Source organism: Streptococcus sp. KR, assembly GCF_002238115.1.
In the GTDB taxonomy this organism is placed as follows: Bacteria; Bacillota; Bacilli; order Lactobacillales; family Streptococcaceae; genus Streptococcus.
In genome coordinates this window covers 84563-105036 of record NZ_NGVM01000006.1, presented here as the reverse complement: position 1 = coordinate 105036, position 20474 = coordinate 84563, and the positions used below count along the sequence as shown (strand labels likewise).

Below are 20474 nucleotides of genomic sequence, written 5' to 3'. Positions count from 1 at the left end.
GAGCTGTGAGCTGTGAGCTGTGAGCTGTGAGCTGTGAGCTGTGATTGCGTTCATAATGCTTAATTTCCTTTGTTTTTGATACTTTTATTATATCAAAATTTTGGCTCTTTGCATAGTAGAAGTTTACATTTTTGTTGACAAATATTCTTGTTTTCGATATAATATAATCAAGAAGTAAGGAGTACCAGTTATGAAGTTTGAGTTTAAGTCGTTATTTGATTTACAATCTGCTTTTCCAGACGAACAGTCATGTATTGACCATTTAGAAAATATGATTTGGGGCGATATGATTATCAGCCCTTTTGATGCTACCTCAAAGGTCTACAAATGCAAAGGTAACAAATACCGTTGTAAAAATACTGGAAAATACTTCAATGTCAAGACTGGTACTCTTTTTGACAATTCTAAAATTGAACTTCGTAAATGGTTTATGGCAATTTGGCTTGTGACTTCTCACAAAAAAGGAATCTCATCTGTACAATTATCAAAAGATATTGGTGTTACGCAAAAAACAGCTTGGTTTATGCTAGAGCGTATTCGCAAATGTTTTGGTACTGAGAATAACAATAGACTTGATGATGTTGTGGAGGTTGATGAAACCTATATTGGCGGTAAAAACAAGAACCGTCATAACTCTAAGAAAATCAAAAATGCACAAGGACGTTCATTAAAGGATAAATCCGCAGTAGTTGGAATGGTTCAATGTCAAGGGAAAGTCAATGCTCATCATGTGCCAGATACAAAGACAAAAACATTGACCGAACAAATCGTCAAATACGTAAAGGAAACAGCTCAACTTTACACAGATGGATGGCTAGGTTATAATAAAGTGGCTAAGATGTATAATCATGACTTTGTTAATCATGGAATTAGTGAGTATGTGCAAGGTAATGTTTATACCAACACGATTGAAGGTTTTTGGGCTGGATTGAAACGTGGAGTATTAGGGATTTATCATTCGTGGTCTAAGAAATATATTCAAGACTATGTAGATGAATTTGTTTTTCGTTATAATACTCGTGACTATTCGGATAGTGAGCGTTTTAATCTCCTAATTTCAAATGCCTGTATTCGAACTAAATACAGGGAGCTGATTTATGGCTACTAATACATTACATGACCTACATTTTGAATTGGAAAGGTCTATCGCTCGTAGAGTTGATAGTAAGCTGATTGGTTATCAAGTTAGCCTTTCAGATGGTTTTTACAATAAATACACCAAACTTTGGGATAAGACCTATTCCTTTGATTTTGTTACTGAACATCGCTCTTTTTATACTCAACTGACAAAACGTTGTGTTTATGACATACTTGGAGATAGTCAAAAGAAAATTGATAGAAGGGCTATTGCCAAACAAATGGCTGAGTTAGAAGCCTTGGTTGATATTTCAGAAAGTAAAGAGGAGTTTCAGAACTTTTTTGAGAAAAAATACAGTCTCAAATTTCCTGATTTGAACGACTGCATTTATCAGAAGAAAAAAGAGTTATCTGATTTTGACAAAAAACTTTGGATAGCAATGCACTATAACCCTAGAAAAAATGAGGGGGAATAATAATGACAACGTGGTACGATTACATGGTGAGAGCTAGTGAATATGCTGGAAATGACGGTGATTTATGGTTTCGCTATCTTTATAAGGTCATTAAAGAAGAGGAGACTAAACTAACTATTGATGATGTAGAGAAATTATTGAAAAATCCTACCTTAACACCTTTCCAAAAAATAACCCTTCAAGATTCATTGACAGACGGAACGCATATAAGGAAACATGTTTTACAGGCGAACCGTAAAAGCAAGCCAAAGGATATTGGTATGGAACGGCTGAAAAAATATATGGCTGAACACCTAGTCGAATCGAGATAATTAAAAGACGAGTTCCACTTGGAAGTCGCCTTTTTGATATTATCGAAACACTACATATTGTGGTTGATGTAAACTAGTATATAGTTCCCAACTTTTTAATATAAATGTTATTTGCTATAGTTGGAAGATAAAAATTATGCCCTAAAAAACCGAGAAGAAAGCTTCTCGGTTTTTGATTATTTCAATTGATCTGTAATGTCTTTTGATAGCAACATTCCTAGATGATAAGTTTTATTGATGTAAGCAATGACATCATTGATATTTTCAGTCGTGTGAATTTTCTCTTTGATGTCAGACCTAAATGTTTCATCCTTTAAAAGTTGTTCTTGGTAGAGCCTTTGAAGTCTCTCCTTCTCGTACTTATTAAGCAGAAAAAGGAAAACCAAGCTAATCACAACGAGGATATAAGCATATTGGCTCATAGAATATCTCCCTGTATGATAAAGAAGTAGTGAATAAATCAATTTAGTGGATCTAAAATAGCAGAACAAGTCAGCAAAACTTGATAAGATTTCTGATAGACCTCTAAACCAAAATCCGTATAGATTTAGTGTAAGTTACTTAGATTGCTTTACATTCTAGTGACTTGAAGATTAGCACCAGCCACTAAGCCAATTAATAGATTTGGTTGACCAATTTAGTGAGGCGTTTAGGCAAGTGTCTCTGGTTACGACGTAAAGAAACATAAATCGATAATATTTATGTTTCTTTACTAGTGAAGCAGTTAGCTAGTCCGCATAAAAGCGGCTAGCGTCTAACAATTAGGAACTTTAGTTCCAATAACTTTAAGATTACGACGTTTTAGGACATAAATCAATCATATTTATGTCCTAAAACTAGTGAAGCGCCTAGCCAAAGTCCGAATAGGATTTGGCGTTAGTTACTTAGATTGCTCTGCAATCAAGTAACTTTGGCGATTTACATCTTCTCTGGCGCCTCCACTCCGAGCAAGCGAAGGGCTTCTTTGAGAACGACTGCTGTTGCGTAGCTAAGGGCTAGACGGCTGTCGCGTTCTGGGCTTTCATCCAAGATGCGTGTATGTGCATAGTATTTGTTAAAGGCTTGAGCTAGGCTAATTGCAAATTTAGCAATGATAGAAGGTTCAAAGTTATCCGCCGCACGGTTGATAATACGTGGGAAGTCTTGGATGAGTTTGATGATTTCCCAACTTTCAGCATCATTCAAGCTATAGTTGCCAGTTGTTTCTGGTTTGAAATCCGCTTTGCGTAAGATAGATTGAATACGAGCGTAGGCGTATTGAACGTAAGGTCCAGTTTCACCCTCGAAGGATACCATAGCTTCTAGGTCGAAGTCGTATCCATTTGTACGGTCGGTTTTGAGGTCATAGAATTTAATGGCTCCAACCCCAACAGCATGTGCTACCTGATCTTTATTTTCTAGTTCAGGATTTTTTGCTTCAATTTGGGCTTTGGCACGACTAACAGCCTCTGCAACAGTAGGTTCTAGCAAGATGACATTCCCTTTACGCGTAGAGAGTTTTTTTCCTTCTTTTGTAACCAAACCAAAAGGAACGTGGGTAATGTCGTCACTCCAGTCGTAGCCCATCTCTTGCAAAACAGCTTTGAGTTGTTTAAAGTGGGCAGATTGTTCTTGACCAACGACGTAGATAGATTTGGCAAATTGGTATTCGTTTTTACGGTAAAGGGCTGCAGCCAAGTCACGTGTGATGTAGAGAGTTGCACCATCAGATTTCTTGATGAGGGCTGGATGTTCAATTCCGTATTTCTCAAGATTCACAACTTGGGCACCTTCTGACTCAACAAGAAGGCCTTTTTCAGAAAGAATGTCTACAACTGCATCCATCTTATCGTTGTAGAAGGCTTCTCCATTGTAGCTGTCAAATTCGACTTGCAATTCATTGTATAGGCGGTTAAATTCCACCAAACTTTCATCACGGAACCATTGCCAAAGTGCGAGAGCTTCCTCGTCTCCATTTTCAAGTTTACGGAACCATTCGCGTGCTTCTTCATCCAAGCTAGGGTCATTTTCAGCCTCAGCATTGATGCGGACATAGAGTTTAAGGAGTTCATCAATTGGATGAGCTTTTACAGCTTCTTCGTCGCCCCATTTTTTATAGGCAACAATCAACATCCCAAACTGTTTACCCCAGTCTCCCAAGTGGTTGACCTTGACTGTTTGATAACCGATTTTTTGGAAAATATGTGACAAGCTATCTCCGATAACAGTTGAGCGCAGGTGACCAATAGAAAATGGTTTAGCGATATTGGGACTAGACATATCGATAACAACATTTTCTTGTTTACCAATATTTTGGTCAGCATAGTGTTCTTTTTCAGTGATAACAGCTTGCAATACTTGAGCAGAAATGGCAGATTTATCAAGGAAAAAATTGACGTAAGGTCCTGTTGCGACAACCTTTTCAAAGGCTTGGCTGTTAATTTTTTCAGCCAGTTCAGCAGCAATCATTTGAGGTGCTTTACGTTCGACTTTTGCAAGAGAAAAAGCAGGGAAAGCGATGTCTCCCATTTCTGAGTTTTTAGGGGTTTCCAGTAAATTTAAAATAGCCTCTTGGTCCAGGCTATCAATGACGCTAGCCAACTCGCTAGCAATCAATTCTTTTGTATTCATTAAGAGCTCCTTTTTGGACTTTTCTACTATTTTATCACAATTTTAAAGAAAGAAGAAAAAATTTTTGAAATCTCCTGTTTTTTTGGTATAATATAGTTATAAAATTAGTTATAAATATGCATATAAGAGGATTTTATGAGAAAAAGAGATCGTCATCAGTTAATAAAAAAAATGATTACTGAGGAGAAATTAAGTACACAAAAAGAAATTCAAGATCGGTTGGAGGCACACAATGTCTTTGTGACGCAGACAACCTTGTCTCGTGATTTGCGCGAAATCGGCTTGACCAAGGTCAAGAAAAATGATATGGTGTATTATGTACTAGCAAATGAGACAGAAAAGATTGATTTGGTGGAATTTTTGTCTCATCATTTAGAAGGTGTTGCAAGAGCAGAGTTTACCTTGGTGCTTCATACCAAATTGGGAGAAGCCTCTGTTTTGGCAAATATTGTAGATGCAAACAAGGATGAATGGATTTTAGGAACAGTTGCTGGTGCCAATACCTTATTGGTCATTTGTCGGGACCAGCACGTTGCCAAACTCATGGAAGATCGTTTGCTAGATTTGATGAAAGATAAGTAAGGTCTTGGGAGTTGCTCTCAAGACTTATTTTTGACAAGGAGAGACGGACAATGACGACAGAAAAGCTATCACCCGGCATGCAACAGTATGTGGATATTAAAAAGCAATATCCAGATGCTTTTTTGCTCTTTCGGATGGGTGATTTTTATGAATTATTTTATGAGGATGCGGTCAATGCTGCGCAGATTCTGGAAATTTCCTTAACGAGTCGCAACAAGAATGCGGACAATCCGATTCCTATGGCGGGTGTCCCCTATCATTCTGCCCAACAGTACATTGATGTCTTGATTGAGCAGGGCTATAAGGTAGCTATCGCAGAGCAGATGGAAGATCCGAAACAAGCAGTTGGGGTTGTGAAACGAGAGGTTGTTCAGGTCATTACGCCAGGGACAGTGGTCGATAGCAGTAAGCCGGACAGTCAGAATAATTTCTTGGTTGCCATAGACCGCGAAGGCAATCAATTTGGTCTAGCTTATATGGACCTGGTGACCGGTGACTTTTATGTGACAGGTTTATTGGATTTCACGCTGGTTTGTGGGGAAATCCGTAATCTCAAGGCGCGAGAAGTGGTGCTGGGTTATGACTTGTCTGAGGAAGAAGAACAAATCCTCAGTCGCCAGATGAATCTGGTACTCTCTTATGAAAAAGAAGGCTTTGAAGACCTTCATTTACTGGATTCACGATTAGCAGCTGTGGAGCAAGCGGCATCTAGTAAGTTGCTCCAGTATGTCCATCGAACCCAGATGAGGGAATTGAACCACCTCAAACCTGTTATCCGCTATGAAATCAAAGATTTCTTGCAGATGGATTATGCGACCAAGGCTAGTCTGGATTTGGTTGAGAATGCTCGGTCAGGCAAGAAGCAAGGCAGTCTTTTCTGGCTTTTGGATGAAACCAAAACAGCTATGGGTATGCGGCTCTTGCGGTCTTGGATTCATCGTCCCCTGATTGATAAGGAACGAATCGTCCAACGCCAAGAAGTGGTGCAGGTCTTTCTCGACCATTTCTTTGAGCGTAGTGATTTGACAGATAGTCTCAAGGGTGTTTATGACATTGAGCGCTTGGCTAGTCGTGTTTCTTTTGGCAAAACCAATCCCAAGGATCTCTTGCAGTTGGCGACTACTTTGTCTAGTGTGCCACGGATTCGCGCGATTTTAGAAGGAATGGAGCAACCTGATCTAGCTTATCTCATCGAACAACTGGATGGAATCCCTGAGTTAGAGAGTTTGATTAGCGCAGCGATTGCTCCTGAAGCTCCCCATGTGATTACAGAAGGTGGTATTATCCGAACTGGATTTGATGAGACTTTAGACAAGTACCGTCGCGTTCTCAGAGAAGGGACTGGTTGGATTGCTGAGATTGAGGCTAAGGAGCGAGAAAACTCTGGTATTAGCGCACTTAAGATTGTCTATAATAAAAAGGACGGCTACTATTTCCATGTGACCAATTCGCAACTGGGAAATGTGCCAGCCCATTTTTTCCGCAAGGCAACGCTGAAAAACTCAGAACGCTTTGGAACCGAAGAATTAGCCCGTATCGAGGGAGATATGCTGGAGGCGCGTGAGAAGTCAGCTAACCTAGAGTATGAAATTTTTATGCGCATTCGTGAAGAGGTCAGCAAGTACATCCAACGTTTACAAGCTCTAGCCCAAGGAATTGCGACAGTTGATGTCTTACAGAGTCTAGCAGTTGTGGCTGAAGCCCAGCATTTGATTCGACCTGAATTCGGAGATGATTCGCGGATTGATATCCAGAAAGGGCGCCATGCTGTCGTTGAAAAGGTCATGGGGGCTCAGACCTATATTCCTAATACGATTCAGATGGCAGAAGATACCAGTATTCAACTGATTACAGGGCCCAACATGAGCGGGAAGTCAACCTATATGCGTCAGTTAGCCATGACGGCGATTATGGCCCAGATGGGTTCCTATGTACCGGCAGAAAGTGCCCATTTACCGATTTTTGATGCGATCTTTACCCGTATCGGAGCAGCCGATGATTTGGTTTCAGGCCAATCAACCTTTATGGTGGAGATGATGGAGGCCAACAATGCCATTTCGCATGCGACCAAGAACTCTCTCATTCTCTTTGATGAATTGGGACGGGGAACTGCAACTTATGATGGTATGGCTCTTGCTCAGTCCATCATAGAATACATCCATGAGCATACCGGAGCCAAGACCCTCTTTGCGACCCACTACCATGAGTTGACCAGTCTGGAGTCCAGCTTGGAACACTTGGTCAATGTCCACGTGGCAACCATAGAGCAGGATGGGCAGGTAACCTTCCTTCATAAGATTGAACCAGGGCCAGCTGATAAATCCTATGGTATTCATGTTGCCAAGATTGCTGGCTTGCCAGCAGACCTGTTAGCAAGGGCGGATAAGATTTTGACTCAGCTAGAGAGTCAAGGAACAGAAAGTCCTACTCCCATGAGGCAAAAAAGTGCCGTCACAGAACAGATTTCACTATTTGATACGGCAGAAGAGCATCCTATCCTAGCAGAATTAGCTAAATTGGACATTTACAATATGACACCTATGCAGGCTATGAATGTTTTGGTTGAGTTAAAACAGAAACTATAAAAATAATCCCACTCATGCATTTGTGAGTGGGATATTGCTATTATTTTCTATGCTCCAAGAGTTGATTGATATGGTCTACTTTTTTAGCTTCTCTTTTATAGAGAATAGCCCAAATGATGAGGTAGACAATTGCGAACTCAAGTATGAGCTGGAGATAGAAAATCCAGTGGAAGGGGAACCAACCTGCTAGGGTTGCTAATGGGATAAAGCCTACTAGCATGAGGAAAAAATGAGTCAGAGTAGCACGGAGCAAGCTCCAGTCACGGCTGAATAATCGCTTTCCAAAGTTGAAGAGAATACCGATAGCCGCCCAGATAAGAGTACAGTAGAGCAAGATCAGGGCATCGTGAACCTGATGCTGAGCCATCACTTGGCCGATGATAGAGTAGGGATTTAGCGGTGCGTAGGTATTTGGGGAATACATAAGTGAAAAGATGATAGAGAGGATGAGGCCGATGAGGACACCAGCAGCTGCGTCGTGGAAAATTTGTTTTTTCATAGTTCTAATTTCTCCTTGATGGTTTTTAGGTAACGGCGTGAAGAGTAGGTGAAGCTTTCGTTTTTCAAGAAAATTTCTACCAGACCGTTGGGCGTGAGCTTGAGATGAGAGATGGAATCGATATTGATGATTTCTGATTGGGAAATTTGGATAAAATTGGTTGGCAGAATTTCAAGGACCTGATAGAGTCGCAAATCAATGTTGTAGGTCTGACTTGCTGTTTCTGCTAGAACCTTCCGATTCTCGATATAGAAGCGCTGTATCTTACCAATCTTAACTAGATAGACCTGATCATCAATCTTTCCTTTAATTGTTTCTTTTTGGTCAAGATTTTCTGCGAACTCGATGACTTTCTGGACTTTATCTGTCGGATGAGGTGCTTGGACAATCAGTTTTTCCTCCTTGTAAGTCTCACTAATCTGTAGTTCTACTTTCATAAATTTCTCTCCTTTTTAGTTATACAAGGTTGTGATCACTTCCTGTATATCTTTATTAAACACTATTTTCCAGACCCTTGCAAGGGACTTTGTCTATGTGGAGGGATTTGGTTCCTATGTGGTGCTTGCTTTTCTGTCCTATCTGAAATATGGTATAATAGCACTAATCAATTTCTAGGAAAATAGATACAGAAAGGGGCTGAAAGATGTCTCATATTATTGAATTGCCAGAGGTGCTGGCAAACCAGATCGCGGCTGGAGAGGTTATCGAGCGTCCAGCTAGCGTTGTTAAGGAGCTGGTAGAAAACGCCATTGACGCGGGTTCTAGTCAGATTATCATTGAGATTGAGGAAGCTGGTCTCAAGAAAATTCAAATCACAGATAATGGTCATGGAATTGCCCACGATGAGGTGGAATTGGCCCTGCGCCGCCATGCGACTAGTAAGATAAAAAATCAAGCAGACCTCTTTCGGATTCGGACGCTTGGTTTTCGTGGTGAAGCCTTGCCTTCTATCGCTTCTGTTAGTGTTCTGACTCTGTTAACGGCGGTGGATGGTGCAAGTCATGGGACCAAGCTCGTCGCGCGTGGGGGAGAAGTAGAAGAAGTCATCCCAGCGACTAGTCCTGTGGGAACCAAGGTTTGTGTGGAGGACCTCTTTTTCAACACGCCTGCCCGCCTCAAATATATGAAGAGCCAGCAAGCGGAGCTGTCTCATATCATTGATATCGTCAACCGTCTGGGCTTGGCCCATCCTGAGATTTCTTTTAGTTTGATCAGTGATGGCAAGGAAATGACACGGACAGCTGGGACTGGGCAACTGCGCCAAGCTATTGCAGGGATTTATGGTTTGGCGAGTGCTAAGAAGATGATTGAAATTGAGAACTCTGACTTAGATTTCGAAATTTCAGGTTTTGTGTCTCTGCCTGAGTTAACTCGGGCTAATCGCAACTATATCAGCCTCTTCATCAATGGCCGTTATATCAAGAACTTCTTGCTCAACCGTGCTATTTTAGATGGTTATGGTAGCAAGCTTATGGTTGGCCGTTTTCCACTGGCTGTCATTCACATTCATATCGACCCTTATCTAGCGGATGTCAATGTGCATCCAACCAAGCAAGAGGTGCGGATTTCCAAGGAAAAAGAACTGATGACGCTGGTCTCAGAAGCTATTTCTAACAGTCTCAAGGAGCAAACTTTGATACCTGATGCCTTGGAAAATCTTGCCAAATCGACCGTGCGCAATCGTGAGAAGGTGGAGCAGACCATTCTCCCACTCAAAGAAAATACGCTCTACTATGAGAAAACTGAGTCGACAAGACCTAGTCAAGCTGAGGTGGCTGATTATCAGGTAGAATTAACTGATGAAGGGCAGGATTTAACCCTGTTTGCCAAAGAAACCTTGGATCAGCTAACCAAGCCAGCAAAACTGCATTTTGCAGAGAGAAAGCCTGCTAACTACGACCAGCTAGATCACCCAGAGTTAGACCTTGCGAGTCTTGATAAGGCTTATGACAAGCTGGAGCGAGAAGAATCATCCAGCTTCCCAGAGTTGGAATTTTTCGGGCAAATGCATGGAACCTATCTCTTTGCCCAAGGACGAGATGGGCTCTACATCATAGACCAGCATGCGGCTCAGGAACGGGTCAAGTACGAGGAGTATCGTGAAAGCATTGGCAATGTTGACCAGAGCCAGCAGCAACTCCTAGTGCCCTACATCTTTGAATTTCCAGCGGATGATGCTCTCCGTCTCAAGGAAAGAATGCCTCTCTTAGAGGAAGTTGGCGTCTTTCTAGCAGAGTACGGGGAGAATCAATTTATCCTACGTGAACATCCTATTTGGATGGCAGAAGAAGAGATTGAGTCAGGCATCTATGAAATGTGTGATATGCTACTCTTGACCAAGGAAGTTTCTATCAAGAAATACCGAGCAGAGCTGGCTATTATGATGTCCTGCAAGCGGTCGATTAAGGCCAACCATCGTATTGACGATCATTCGGCCAGACAGCTCCTCTATCAACTTTCTCAATGTGATAATCCCTACAACTGTCCCCACGGACGTCCTGTTTTGGTGCATTTTACCAAGTCGGATATGGAAAAGATGTTCCGACGTATTCAGGAAAATCACACCAGTCTCCGTGAGTTGGGGAAATATTAAACTAAAAGGAAAATTATGTACGAATATTTAAAAGGAATCATTACCAAAATCACTGCTAAATACATTGTGCTTGAAGTCAACGGTATCGGTTATATTTTGCATGTGGCCAATCCCTATGCCTACTCAGGACAGGTCAATCAAGAAGCTCAAATTTATGTGCATCAGGTTGTACGTGAGGACGCTCATTTGCTTTATGGATTTCGCTCAGAAGACGAGAAAAAGCTCTTTCTCAGTCTGATTTCGGTCTCTGGGATTGGTCCTGTATCAGCTCTGGCTATCATCGCTGCCGATGACAATGCTGGCCTTGTTCAAGCCATTGAAACTAAGAACATCACCTACTTGACCAAATTCCCTAAAATTGGCAAGAAAACAGCCCAGCAGATGGTGCTGGACTTGGAAGGCAAGGTAGTAGTTGCAGGAGATGACCTTCCTGCTAAGGTAGCAGTGCAAGCTAGCGCTGAAAACCAAGAATTGGAAGAAGCCATGGAAGCCATGTTGGCTCTGGGCTACAAGGCAACAGAGCTCAAGAAAATCAAGAAATTCTTTGAAGGAACGACAGATACAGCTGAGAACTATATCAAGTCTGCCCTCAAAATGTTGGTCAAATAGGAGCAGAGCATGACAAAACGTTGTTCGTGGGTCAAGATGACCAATCCTCTCTATATCGCCTATCATGATGAGGAGTGGGGCCAGCCCCTCCATGATGACCAAGCATTGTTTGAGTTATTGTGCATGGAAACCTATCAGGCAGGCCTGTCTTGGGAAACGGTGCTCAACAAACGCCAAGCTTTCCGAGAATCCTTTTATGGTTATCAAATTCAAGCAGTCGCAGAAATGACTGACTACGAATTGGAAGCCTTGTTGGAGAATCCAGCCATCATCAGAAATAGAGCCAAGATTTTTGCTACACGCGCTAACGCCCAAGCATTTTTACGACTACAGGCAGAGTACGGCTCTTTTGATGCCTATCTTTGGTCTTTTGTTGAGGGGAAAACTATCGTTAACGATGTTCCCGATTACCGCCAAGCCCCTGCTAAAACACCCTTGTCTGAGAAATTAGCCAAAGATCTCAAAAAACGAGGTTTCAAGTTCACCGGCCCAGTCGCTGTCTTGTCTTTTCTACAAGCAGCAGGGCTAGTTGATGACCATGAGAATGATTGTGAGTGGAAAAGCGGTCACTAGTGTGTACAGGTAATTAGAATATCTGAGAATATAGAAAAAAGCTGAGAAACTTTTCCCAGCTTTTTATATATACTATTAGATTTGTTAGAGTGAAGTCAAAAAAGTGATTCCACCTAAAATAACACCAGCTGAATTTGGAATGATTAGTATCCAATCCTTCTTAGGTTCCTTTGTCCATCCATAAATAACCCAGATTAAGCAAGATATAGCAGCTGATAAAGGTTGAAATGGTTGAGCTTTATTTCCCTGTAAATTAGCGATAATCTGAGGTATGTAGGCAATAAATACTATAATTCCAATAAAGGCACCAATAGAACCTACGATTCGATTAATTTTTTGTTTTGTCATATACACCTCCTTCAAAAGGATATCATAGAAATTAGCGAAATGCAATAAATTCAGATACAAATTGTAACGAAAACCAATACAAAAGCACAAAAATAGAGAAACTATTTATTTTTTGTTATAGTCAAAGCGAATGACTTGCTCCTTTGCATCTACATGGGTGTGAACTCCAAAGGGTACAATTGCTCTTGGAGTTGCGTGGCCGACATTCAAATTATAGACAATCGGGATATTGCTGTCAATGATATCCAGTAGTGCCTCTTTATAGTCGTCATAGAAAGTTTCATCCATAGGTTTTCCGACCAAGAGTCCACTGATGACCGCGAATACTCCAGTGTCCTTCAAAGTCCGCAACATCTTTTTGAAGTCTTCGGGTTTAGGCTTTTCTTCGCTTGTTTCTAGCAAGAGGATTTTTCCTTCCCAGTCTGACAAGTCAGGGAAAAGTTTGTACTTTTGGCAGAGCTCCGTGCTGTCTGCGTATCGAGAGTTGTCAAAGATATCGTAGAGGGATTCGAGACACCCACCAAGGATTTCTCCCTCGAACTGGGCATTTCCTTGCAACAAGTCAAAACCAGTATTTGCATGACTGACACGAGGTGTCCCCAGAGTCTTGGGACTGAAGTCAGTTCGTTCCTCATACCAAACGTCACTAGGGCGGATTTCTGAGATTCTTCCAGTCTCAATTAATTCTTTAAAGTAGTGGAAGCTATAGGGCAACATCTCCTTGTCCAATTCACAAATGTCTGCTAGAAAGGATTGACCATAAAAAGTTTTAACACCTAGTTTATGCAACATGAGATGGTTCATGGTTGTATCTGAGAAGCCAAGAAAAATCTTTTGTTTGATAACCTTTTGTAGTCGGTCATTTTCAAAAAGATAAGGTAGTAAGCGATAGGTATCGTCTCCACCGATGGCGCATAGGATCATGTCAATGTTATCATCAGAAAAGGCATGAATCAAATCCTCTGCACGAGCTTCAGGATGGTCCTTGATAAAGTCTAATCCTTTTAGCGAATGGGGCAAAAAGATAGGATTGAGTCCCAGATCCTTGAGACGTTGGACACCCAAGTCCACTTCGTGTTTGACAAAGTCCTCTCCGATAATGCCACTAGATAAACTAACAATACCAATAGTAGAAACCATATCTTATCCTCCTAGAAATAGATTGAGCCTATTTTATCACAAAAGATAAGAGAAAACTATAGGGATTAGAGTCAGAAGTTCTATTGTATATCGAGAAAGCAATAAAAAGCAACCGCACCTGCAGTTGCTTTTCGTTTTCTAATCAGTAATCTCGCTAGATATGAGTTACTTGGTCAACTCTTGATTATAGGAGAGGGCCAAATCAATCCAGTAAGGCAATTCTTTTTGACCTTCTATATCTAAGTCTATATACCCATGATAAAGGCGCCCCCTCATCAATGTAGTATGAGCTCCTGTTCGGGGTAGAACTTGCTTCTCCATTTCCTTGCCAATTCTGACCATAACCAGTTCATCCTTTCTGGAACTGACAGTAAGGACCATTTTACCACGAATCATAAAGGCCAGGCCACCAAACAGCTTCTTTTCTTCTAGCTCTTCTTCGAAAATTTGGGGAGGAAGTTTGAGCGCTAGAATTTTTCGAATCTGCTGAGCTAAAGATTGACTATACGCCATAGCTCTTTCCTTTTCTTAGTAACGTGTTGGTCCTGCACTTGCGCTGCGGATGTTCAAGCGTTTCTTGAGATAGAAGCGAAGGGCTAGGAGGGCTGCTCCGATAATAGCCAGCGGCAATGGAGCAAGTACTGGGTTAAGGCTAGCTGGTAGGAAGCTTGTTGCAAAGAAGACAAGCAACCAAAGGAACATAGAAGCTAGGATAACCAGTACAGATTTCCAGAAAGGTGGACGTTGACTGCGGTCCATATCTGGTCCATAATATTGGTAAACAAAGTAGTACATCAAGTAAAAGGCAAATCCACCAACCAGTCCAACTAATAGGAGAGTGACAAATCCATAGCCGAAAGCTTGATCTGCCGCAAAGAAGGTTGTGAGGGCGCTGACGAGGGCAAAGAGGCTAGTGATGAAAAGGGCTGAATCCATAATCATGAGTTTTGGATCATCATTTTCTTTTGGATGCTCTTTTTCATATTGTTCCTTGACAGTGAAACTATGAGCCCAATGAGTGGGTGCCCCATAAAGGGAACGAGCAGTCGTACCCTTGGCTTGCTCTTCAAGGATTTGGGGAATAACTTCTTCAAAAATAGCCTTGATTTCAGCGTCTGTTTTCCCATCTTTGATGAATTGTTGGGTAGCGATGTGGACAAACTCTTGGTTTTTCTTAGTTAATTTTTGTAGATCAATCTGAGACATAGGAACTCCTCTTAGAACCATTTTTTATGGATGAGATAGAGAGTGAGCGAGACACTCATAGCAAAGGCAATAAAGACGATTAACCAGAAGGCATTTGGCTCACCGTTTAGGGGGATTTCATTATCCTTAAAGTTCATCCCGTAGGCAGAAAAGACCATGGTTGGGATGGACATGACGATAGTCACAAGGGCCAAGGTTTTCATGATGTTGTTCTGGTTATTGGAAATGATAGAGGCGAAGGTCTCTGTCATAGAGTGCAAGACGTTTCCATAAATATCTGCCATCTCGATGGCCTGTTGGGTTTCAATCAGGGTATCTTCAAGCAGGTCTTCGTCCTCAAGGTATTTCTTGATATTGCTAGTTGAGCTGGTCAATTTCTTAATCACGCGCTCATTTGTTTTGAGGGAGGCCTTGAAATAGACGATAGTTTTTTCCAATTCCATCAGCTCAATCAATTCTTCATTACGAGTTGATTGATGCAGTTGACTTTCGATCTGCTCACTCTTACGATCGATTGAACGAAGGGCTGTTAGGTAAAGCTCTGCATTGCGATAAAGAATCTGGAAGATAAAACGCGAACGCATGAAAGTGTAGAAATTACGCAAACGACGGTTGATAAAGACATCAAGGACTGGTAATGGTTCCAAACACGTAGTGATAATGGTTTCCTCGGTGATGATAATACCAAGCGGGATGGTTACGTAGTAGGTGCGGTTATTTCTTTCCTCTGTGACTGGAACGTCTACGATAATCAGGGTATACTCGTCTTCAATGGTAATACGAGACATTTCTTCCGCATCGAGCGGTGCACGAAGGTCAGCAATATCGATATCGAAGGCGTTGGCGATTTCGAGAGATTCATTTTGAGTCGGATTGACGAGATTGATCCAAGTACCCGGTTCAAGCGTATCGATCTCTTTAAATTCAGTTGTTGTAGAGAGAAAAACTTGTTTCATATCCCTTATCCTTTCTCATTTTTCAGATTTTTTCACACCGTACTATTATACTACAAAATCAGCCTTTTTCAAAATAAATCTAACAAAAATTCTGTTACCACTTGTTAATAAATCAAAAAAATCAGATAAAGAATTTGCATTTTTAAAAAATCTGAGTTATAATATGGTCGAGGTCATGAAGACTAAAATAGTAAATCAAACAAATATGAACATTAATATCTAATAATTTATTGAAAAAAATTAAATAACATAAACATAGATTGAAATAAATACATCATTTAAAACAGATTAGTACTAAGAATAATATCTCGCTAAAAAATAATATTATAAATTACCACTTGCTTAATAAAAAAGTAAATAATGTGAATCAAATTAAATAAGAATAATTACTGTTTTAGAAAATGGCTTTCATAAAAAAATGTGAGGTTTTCAATATGAACTTAAAAGATATTAATAATTTTACAGTAGCAATTTTAGTAATTGGACTGTTGACTACTTTAGTTTTGCTTTTTTTAGGTGCGACTCTTCCAATAGCTATTTTAGGTTTTGGAATAATTGCGGTTTTGGGTATTGTTGCGCTAGGATTAGCGTTTTACTACGAAGTTAAAAATAGAAAATAATTAGTCACAGCTTTTTTATTAAATTTGAATTGTAATTCAAAAGATAGTTCATCGCATCTAGCTTTTGATTTCGAAAAAGAAAAGTTTGACAAGTTTTGTATGTTAGTAACTTAAAAAGCATGTTGGACTGTGCTAGTTTCTTGCCTGCTGAACTCGTCAAATCCTAGCCCTTTTGTGGGGCTTTTTTTTTGCTCCCCTTTTTGCGTATTTTGGGGGAACAAATAGTAAAAAGTAATGTTAGTATTCTTTGCTAAAAAGCACGTGATATATGGGTTAGGAAGCCCTAAGAAAACATAAAATAAGCAATTTTTGATTATACTACAAAATCGGCCTTTTGGGTAATAGAATCTCACTTTTTTTGGTATAATGGTAAGCAATAATGGACTAGAAAGAACAAAGATGCAAGATAAAATTGTCATTCATGGGGCGCGTGCCCATAATTTAAAAAATATTGATGTGGAGATTCCGCGAGATAAGCTGGTTGTAGTGACTGGCTTGTCAGGTTCAGGGAAATCCAGTCTGGCCTTTGATACCCTCTATGCTGAGGGACAACGTCGCTATGTAGAGAGTTTGTCAGCCTATGCTCGTCAATTCTTGGGAAATATGGAGAAGCCTGATGTAGATGCCATTGATGGCCTCAGCCCAGCTATTTCCATAGACCAGAAAACGACTAGCAAAAACCCTCGCTCGACGGTTGGAACAACGACTGAAATCAATGACTATCTGCGTCTCCTCTACGCACGTGTGGGGACGCCTTACTGTATCAACGGGCATGGGGCTATCAAGGCTTCTTCTGTGGAACAAATCGTGGATAAGGTTTTAGAATTGCCTGAACGCCAGCGCTTGCAGATTTTGGCCCCTGTCATCCGCAAGAAAAAAGGCCAACATAAGAGTGTTACCGAGAAGGTTCAGAAAGATGGTTATGTTCGTGTCCGTGTGGATGGGGAAGTCTATGATGTGACCGAAGTGCCTGAGCTGTCTAAGAGTAAGCAACACAATATCGATGTCGTGGTTGACCGTATTGTCATTAAGGAGGGCATTCGTAGCCGTCTCTTCGACTCAATCGAGGCTGCCCTTCGTATCGCAGAAGGTTATGTCATTATCGACACTATGGACAATTCTGAGTTGCTGTTCTCTGAGCATTATGCTTGTCCAGTTTGTGGTTTTACTGTCCCAGAGTTAGAGCCTCGACTCTTCTCTTTCAATGCACCTTTTGGCTCTTGTAGTGAGTGTGACGGCTTGGGTATCAAGCTGGAGGTGGATACTGATTTGGTAGTGCCAGATGCCAGCAAAACCTTACGTGAGGGGGCGCTAGCACCTTGGAATCCTATCTCATCCAACTACTATCCAAACATGCTAGAGCAGGCTATGACAGCCTTTGGAGTGGAGATGGATAAGCCTTTTGAGGACTTGTCAGAAGTAGATAAGAACTTGATTCTCTATGGGTCTGATGGTAAGGAATTTCACTTCCACTACGAAAATGAATTTGGTGGCGTGCGTGATATCGACATTCCGTTTGAGGGAGTTGTCAATAATATTAAACGTCGTTATCACGAGACAAACAGCGACTACACTCGCACTCAGATGCGCCTCTACATGAATGAGCTGACCTGTGGAACTTGTCACGGCTATCGACTCAATGACCAGGCCTTGTCTGTCCGTGTGGGTGGCGAGCAAGGGCCACATATCGGAGAAATTTCAGACCTGTCTATCGCAGATCACTTGAACTTGGTAAGCCAGTTGACTCTATCTGAAAATGAAGCCATCATTGCTCGGCCTATTCTCAAGGAAATCAAGGACCGTTTGACCTTCCTTAATAACGTGGGTCTTAACTATCTAACTCTGTCACGTTCGGCAGGAACCCTTTCAGGTGGAGAGAGTCAGCGTATTCGCTTGGCAACCCAGATTGGTTCCAACCTATCAGGTGTCCTCTATATATTGGATGAGCCGTCAATTGGTCTTCATCAGAGGGACAATGATCGTCTGATTGCCAGCCTCAAAAAGATGCGTGATTTGGGTAATACTCTCATAGTAGTGGAACATGACGAAGATACCATGCGTGAGGCGGATTATCTGATTGACGTTGGTCCCGGTGCGGGAGTATTTGGTGGGGAGATTGTTGCGGCAGGTACGCCCAAACAGGTGGCTCGCAACAGCAAGTCTATCACAGGCCAGTACTTGTCAGGCAAACGTGCCATTCCAGTGCCAGAAGAGCGCCGTGTGGGGAATGGTCGTTTTATCGAGGTTACAGGAGCGCGTGAGAACAATTTGCAAAATGTTACTGCTCGCTTTCCACTAGGAAAATTCATCGCAGTGACAGGAGTATCAGGTTCAGGGAAATCGACCCTAATCAATAGCATTCTCAAAAAAGCTATTGCCCAGAAGCTCAACCGTAATTCAGATAAACCTGGTAAGTTTAAAACCATTACAGGGATTGAGCATGTAGACCGCTTGATTGACATCGACCAGAGTCCAATCGGACGAACGCCGAGGTCTAACCCTGCTACCTATACGGGAGTCTTTGACGATATACGTGACCTTTTTGCCCAGACAAATGAGGCCAAGATTCGTGGTTACAAAAAGGGACGTTTCAGTTTCAACGTCAAGGGTGGTCGCTGTGAAGCCTGCTCAGGTGACGGGATTATCAAGATTGAGATGCACTTCTTGCCAGATGTTTATGTAGCTTGTGAGGTCTGCCACGGAACCCGCTACAATAGTGAAACCCTAGAAGTTCACTACAAGGAAAAAAATATCTCGCAGGTCTTGGATATGACTGTCAATGATGCGGTGGAGTTCTTCCAACACATTCCCAAGATTCAACGCAAACTTCAGACTATCAAGGATGTGGGACTTGGTTATGTGACATTGGGGCAACCTGCTACCACCCTTTCTGGGGGAGAAGCTCAGCGTATGAAACTGGCTAGTGAACTTCACAAACGATCGACAGGAAAATCTTTCTACATTCTGGATGAGCCGACGACAGGTCTTCATACCGAGGATATTGCTCGCTTGCTTAAGGTTTTAGCTCGCTTTGTAGACGATGGCAATACAGTCCTCGTCATTGAGCACAATCTAGACGTTATCAAGACAGCAGACCATATCATCGACTTGGGACCTGAGGGCGGTGTCGGTGGTGGAACCATCATCTCAACGGGAACTCCAGAAGAAGTAGCTGCCAACGAAGCCAGCTACACAGGACAGTATTTGAAAGGAAAGTTACATCATGAATAAACGCGTACAAGCATTTCTATCTAAAATGCAAGAAAAGGAACTGGATGGCATTATCATCAATAACCTTAAAAACGTCTATTATTTGACTGGTTTTTGGGGTTCAAATGGAACAGTATTCATCAGTCGTGACCGTCAGGTTTTGGTGACAGACTCTCGCTATATCATTGCAGCCAAGCAAGAAACCAGTGGTTTTGAGATTGTGGCTGACCGTGATGAATTGGCTGTCATTGCAGGAATTGTCAAGGACATGGGCTTGTCTCGTATCGGTTTTGAGGACGAGATTTCAGTCTCTTATTACCACCGTATGCAGGCAGCTTTTGCAGGTTTGGACTTGCTTCCACAAACACAGTTTGTTGAAGGTCTTCGAATGATTAAGGATGAGGCGGAGATTGCAGCTATTCGCAAGGCCTGCTCTATCTCAGACCAAGCTTTCCGCGATGCGCTTGACTTTGTCAAACCAGGAAAAACTGAAATTGAAATTGCCAACTTCCTTGACTTCCGTATGCGTGAGTTGGGAGCTTCAGGCTTGTCTTTTGACACTATCCTAGCTAGCGGTATCAACTCTTCCAAACCTCATGCCCATCCTATGCACAAACCAGTGGAGCTAGGAGAAGCCATTACCATGGACTTCGGTTGTCTTTATGACCACTATGTCAGTGATATGACACGGACTATCTATCTAGGGCATGTCAGCGACGAGCAGGCAGAGATTTACAATACGGTTCTCAAAGCCAACCAATCCTTGATTAATCAAGCCAAGGCAGGCTTAGGTTTCCGAGACTTTGACAAAATTCCTCGCGATATCATCATCGAGGCAGGCTATGGCGACTACTTTACTCACGGTATCGGACACGGTATTGGGCTGGATATCCATGAAGAGCCTTACTTTAGCCAAACTTCTACAGAAACTATTAAGGCAGGTATGGCCTTAACCGATGAACCAGGTATCTATATCGAAGGTAAATATGGCGTTCGTATCGAGGATGATATTCTGATTACAGAGACAGGTTGTGAATTATTGACCCTAGCTCCAAAAGAGTTGATAGTTATCTAAGAGT

20 protein-coding genes are annotated in these 20474 nt (G+C 41.7%); 11 read left to right on the top strand and 9 right to left on the bottom strand.

What is annotated here, in order from left to right; translation table 11 throughout:
• Positions 1 to 190 precede the first annotated feature (190 nt).
• The 3 genes from CBI42_RS03635 to CBI42_RS03625 are packed head-to-tail and all read left to right on the top strand — an operon-like array spanning position 191 to position 1864.
• Entirely contained in the window at positions 191 to 1108 is a 918-nt protein-coding gene (locus CBI42_RS03635) for an IS1595 family transposase (protein ID WP_070482463.1), read from the top strand.
• Positions 1098 to 1553, top strand: coding sequence for a hypothetical protein (locus tag CBI42_RS03630; protein WP_070482461.1), 456 nt, complete (start codon positions 1098 to 1100; stop codon positions 1551 to 1553). The genes CBI42_RS03635 and CBI42_RS03630 overlap by 11 nt, the downstream gene beginning before the upstream one ends.
• Before the next feature lie 2 nt (positions 1554 to 1555).
• Positions 1556 to 1864 (top strand): hypothetical protein, encoded by a 309-nt coding sequence (locus tag CBI42_RS03625; protein WP_070482459.1) that lies wholly within the window; start codon positions 1556 to 1558, stop codon positions 1862 to 1864.
• A gap of 176 nt (positions 1865 to 2040) precedes the next feature.
• Here the strand turns inward: CBI42_RS03625 and CBI42_RS03620 are convergent, their stop codons facing one another.
• Positions 2041 to 2286, bottom strand: coding sequence for a hypothetical protein (locus CBI42_RS03620; RefSeq protein WP_020903404.1), 246 nt, complete (start codon positions 2284 to 2286; stop codon positions 2041 to 2043).
• Positions 2287 to 2782: 496 nt separating this feature from the next.
• Positions 2783 to 4474, bottom strand: coding sequence for an arginine--tRNA ligase (gene argS / locus CBI42_RS03615; RefSeq protein ID WP_061589637.1), 1692 nt, complete (start codon positions 4472 to 4474; stop codon positions 2783 to 2785).
• Positions 4475 to 4609: 135 nt separating this feature from the next.
• On the opposite strand from argS, the gene argR reads away from it, so the two are divergent.
• Positions 4610 to 5056, top strand: a complete 447-nt coding sequence (gene argR, locus CBI42_RS03610; protein WP_001231476.1) for an arginine repressor — start codon at positions 4610 to 4612, stop codon at positions 5054 to 5056.
• Positions 5057 to 5106: 50 nt separating this feature from the next.
• Positions 5107 to 7641 carry a DNA mismatch repair protein MutS gene (mutS, locus tag CBI42_RS03605; protein ID WP_061589636.1) on the top strand — a complete coding sequence of 845 codons (2535 nt, stop codon included), beginning with the start codon at positions 5107 to 5109 and terminating at the stop codon, positions 7639 to 7641.
• 40 nt (positions 7642 to 7681) lie between these two features.
• On the opposite strand, the gene CBI42_RS03600 is transcribed toward mutS, so the two are convergent.
• Together CBI42_RS03600 and CBI42_RS03595 are read right to left on the bottom strand one after the other, a co-directional pair.
• Positions 7682 to 8140 (bottom strand): DUF3021 domain-containing protein, encoded by a 459-nt coding sequence (locus CBI42_RS03600; protein WP_070482457.1) that lies wholly within the window; start codon positions 8138 to 8140, stop codon positions 7682 to 7684.
• Entirely contained in the window at positions 8137 to 8577 is a 441-nt protein-coding gene (locus CBI42_RS03595; RefSeq protein WP_070482455.1) for a LytTR family DNA-binding domain-containing protein, read from the bottom strand. The genes CBI42_RS03600 and CBI42_RS03595 overlap by 4 nt, the downstream gene beginning before the upstream one ends.
• 206 nt (positions 8578 to 8783) lie before the next feature.
• On the opposite strand from CBI42_RS03595, the gene mutL reads away from it, so the two are divergent.
• From mutL to CBI42_RS03575, 3 genes are read left to right on the top strand one after another with little or no spacing between them, the layout of a single operon-like run.
• Entirely contained in the window at positions 8784 to 10733 is a 1950-nt protein-coding gene (gene mutL, locus CBI42_RS03585; RefSeq protein WP_094753269.1) for a DNA mismatch repair endonuclease MutL, read from the top strand.
• 15 nt (positions 10734 to 10748) lie between these two features.
• Positions 10749 to 11342 carry a Holliday junction branch migration protein RuvA gene (gene ruvA, locus CBI42_RS03580; protein ID WP_000273423.1) on the top strand — a complete coding sequence of 198 codons (594 nt, stop codon included), beginning with the start codon at positions 10749 to 10751 and terminating at the stop codon, positions 11340 to 11342.
• A gap of 9 nt (positions 11343 to 11351) precedes the next feature.
• On the top strand, positions 11352 to 11915 hold the full coding sequence (locus CBI42_RS03575) for a DNA-3-methyladenine glycosylase I (RefSeq protein WP_094753268.1): 564 nt from the start codon (positions 11352 to 11354) through the stop codon (positions 11913 to 11915).
• 84 nt (positions 11916 to 11999) lie between these two features.
• Here CBI42_RS03575 and CBI42_RS03570 read toward each other — a convergent pair whose 3' ends face one another.
• The 5 genes from CBI42_RS03570 to CBI42_RS03550 form a co-directional block, all read right to left on the bottom strand.
• Complete coding sequence (locus CBI42_RS03570) at positions 12000 to 12263, bottom strand: SemiSWEET family transporter (RefSeq protein ID WP_000166114.1); 264 nt, start codon at positions 12261 to 12263, stop codon at positions 12000 to 12002.
• A gap of 105 nt (positions 12264 to 12368) precedes the next feature.
• Positions 12369 to 13403, bottom strand: coding sequence for a S66 family peptidase (locus CBI42_RS03565; protein WP_094753267.1), 1035 nt, complete (start codon positions 13401 to 13403; stop codon positions 12369 to 12371).
• A 165-nt stretch (positions 13404 to 13568) separates the two neighbouring features.
• Positions 13569 to 13916: a hypothetical protein gene (locus CBI42_RS03560; protein ID WP_000331824.1), complete on the bottom strand. Its 348-nt coding sequence runs from the start codon at positions 13914 to 13916 to the stop codon at positions 13569 to 13571.
• Positions 13917 to 13931: 15 nt separating this feature from the next.
• A complete protein-coding gene (locus tag CBI42_RS03555) occupies positions 13932 to 14609 on the bottom strand; it encodes a DUF1129 domain-containing protein (protein WP_000078011.1) in 678 nt (225 codons plus the stop codon).
• An 11-nt stretch (positions 14610 to 14620) separates the two neighbouring features.
• Positions 14621 to 15565 carry a magnesium transporter CorA family protein gene (locus tag CBI42_RS03550; protein WP_000815623.1) on the bottom strand — a complete coding sequence of 315 codons (945 nt, stop codon included), beginning with the start codon at positions 15563 to 15565 and terminating at the stop codon, positions 14621 to 14623.
• 434 nt (positions 15566 to 15999) lie between these two features.
• Between CBI42_RS03550 and CBI42_RS03545 the strand changes: the two genes are divergently transcribed.
• The 3 genes from CBI42_RS03545 to CBI42_RS03535 all read left to right on the top strand — a co-directional run bounded on the left by CBI42_RS03545 (position 16000) and on the right by CBI42_RS03535 (position 20470).
• Positions 16000 to 16185 carry a hypothetical protein gene (locus tag CBI42_RS03545; protein ID WP_142294085.1) on the top strand — a complete coding sequence of 62 codons (186 nt, stop codon included), beginning with the start codon at positions 16000 to 16002 and terminating at the stop codon, positions 16183 to 16185.
• A gap of 399 nt (positions 16186 to 16584) precedes the next feature.
• Complete coding sequence (gene uvrA / locus CBI42_RS03540) at positions 16585 to 19416, top strand: excinuclease ABC subunit UvrA (protein WP_094753265.1); 2832 nt, start codon at positions 16585 to 16587, stop codon at positions 19414 to 19416.
• On the top strand, positions 19409 to 20470 hold the full coding sequence (locus CBI42_RS03535) for a M24 family metallopeptidase (protein WP_094753264.1): 1062 nt from the start codon (positions 19409 to 19411) through the stop codon (positions 20468 to 20470). The genes uvrA and CBI42_RS03535 overlap by 8 nt, the downstream gene beginning before the upstream one ends.
• Positions 20471 to 20474 lie beyond the last annotated feature (4 nt).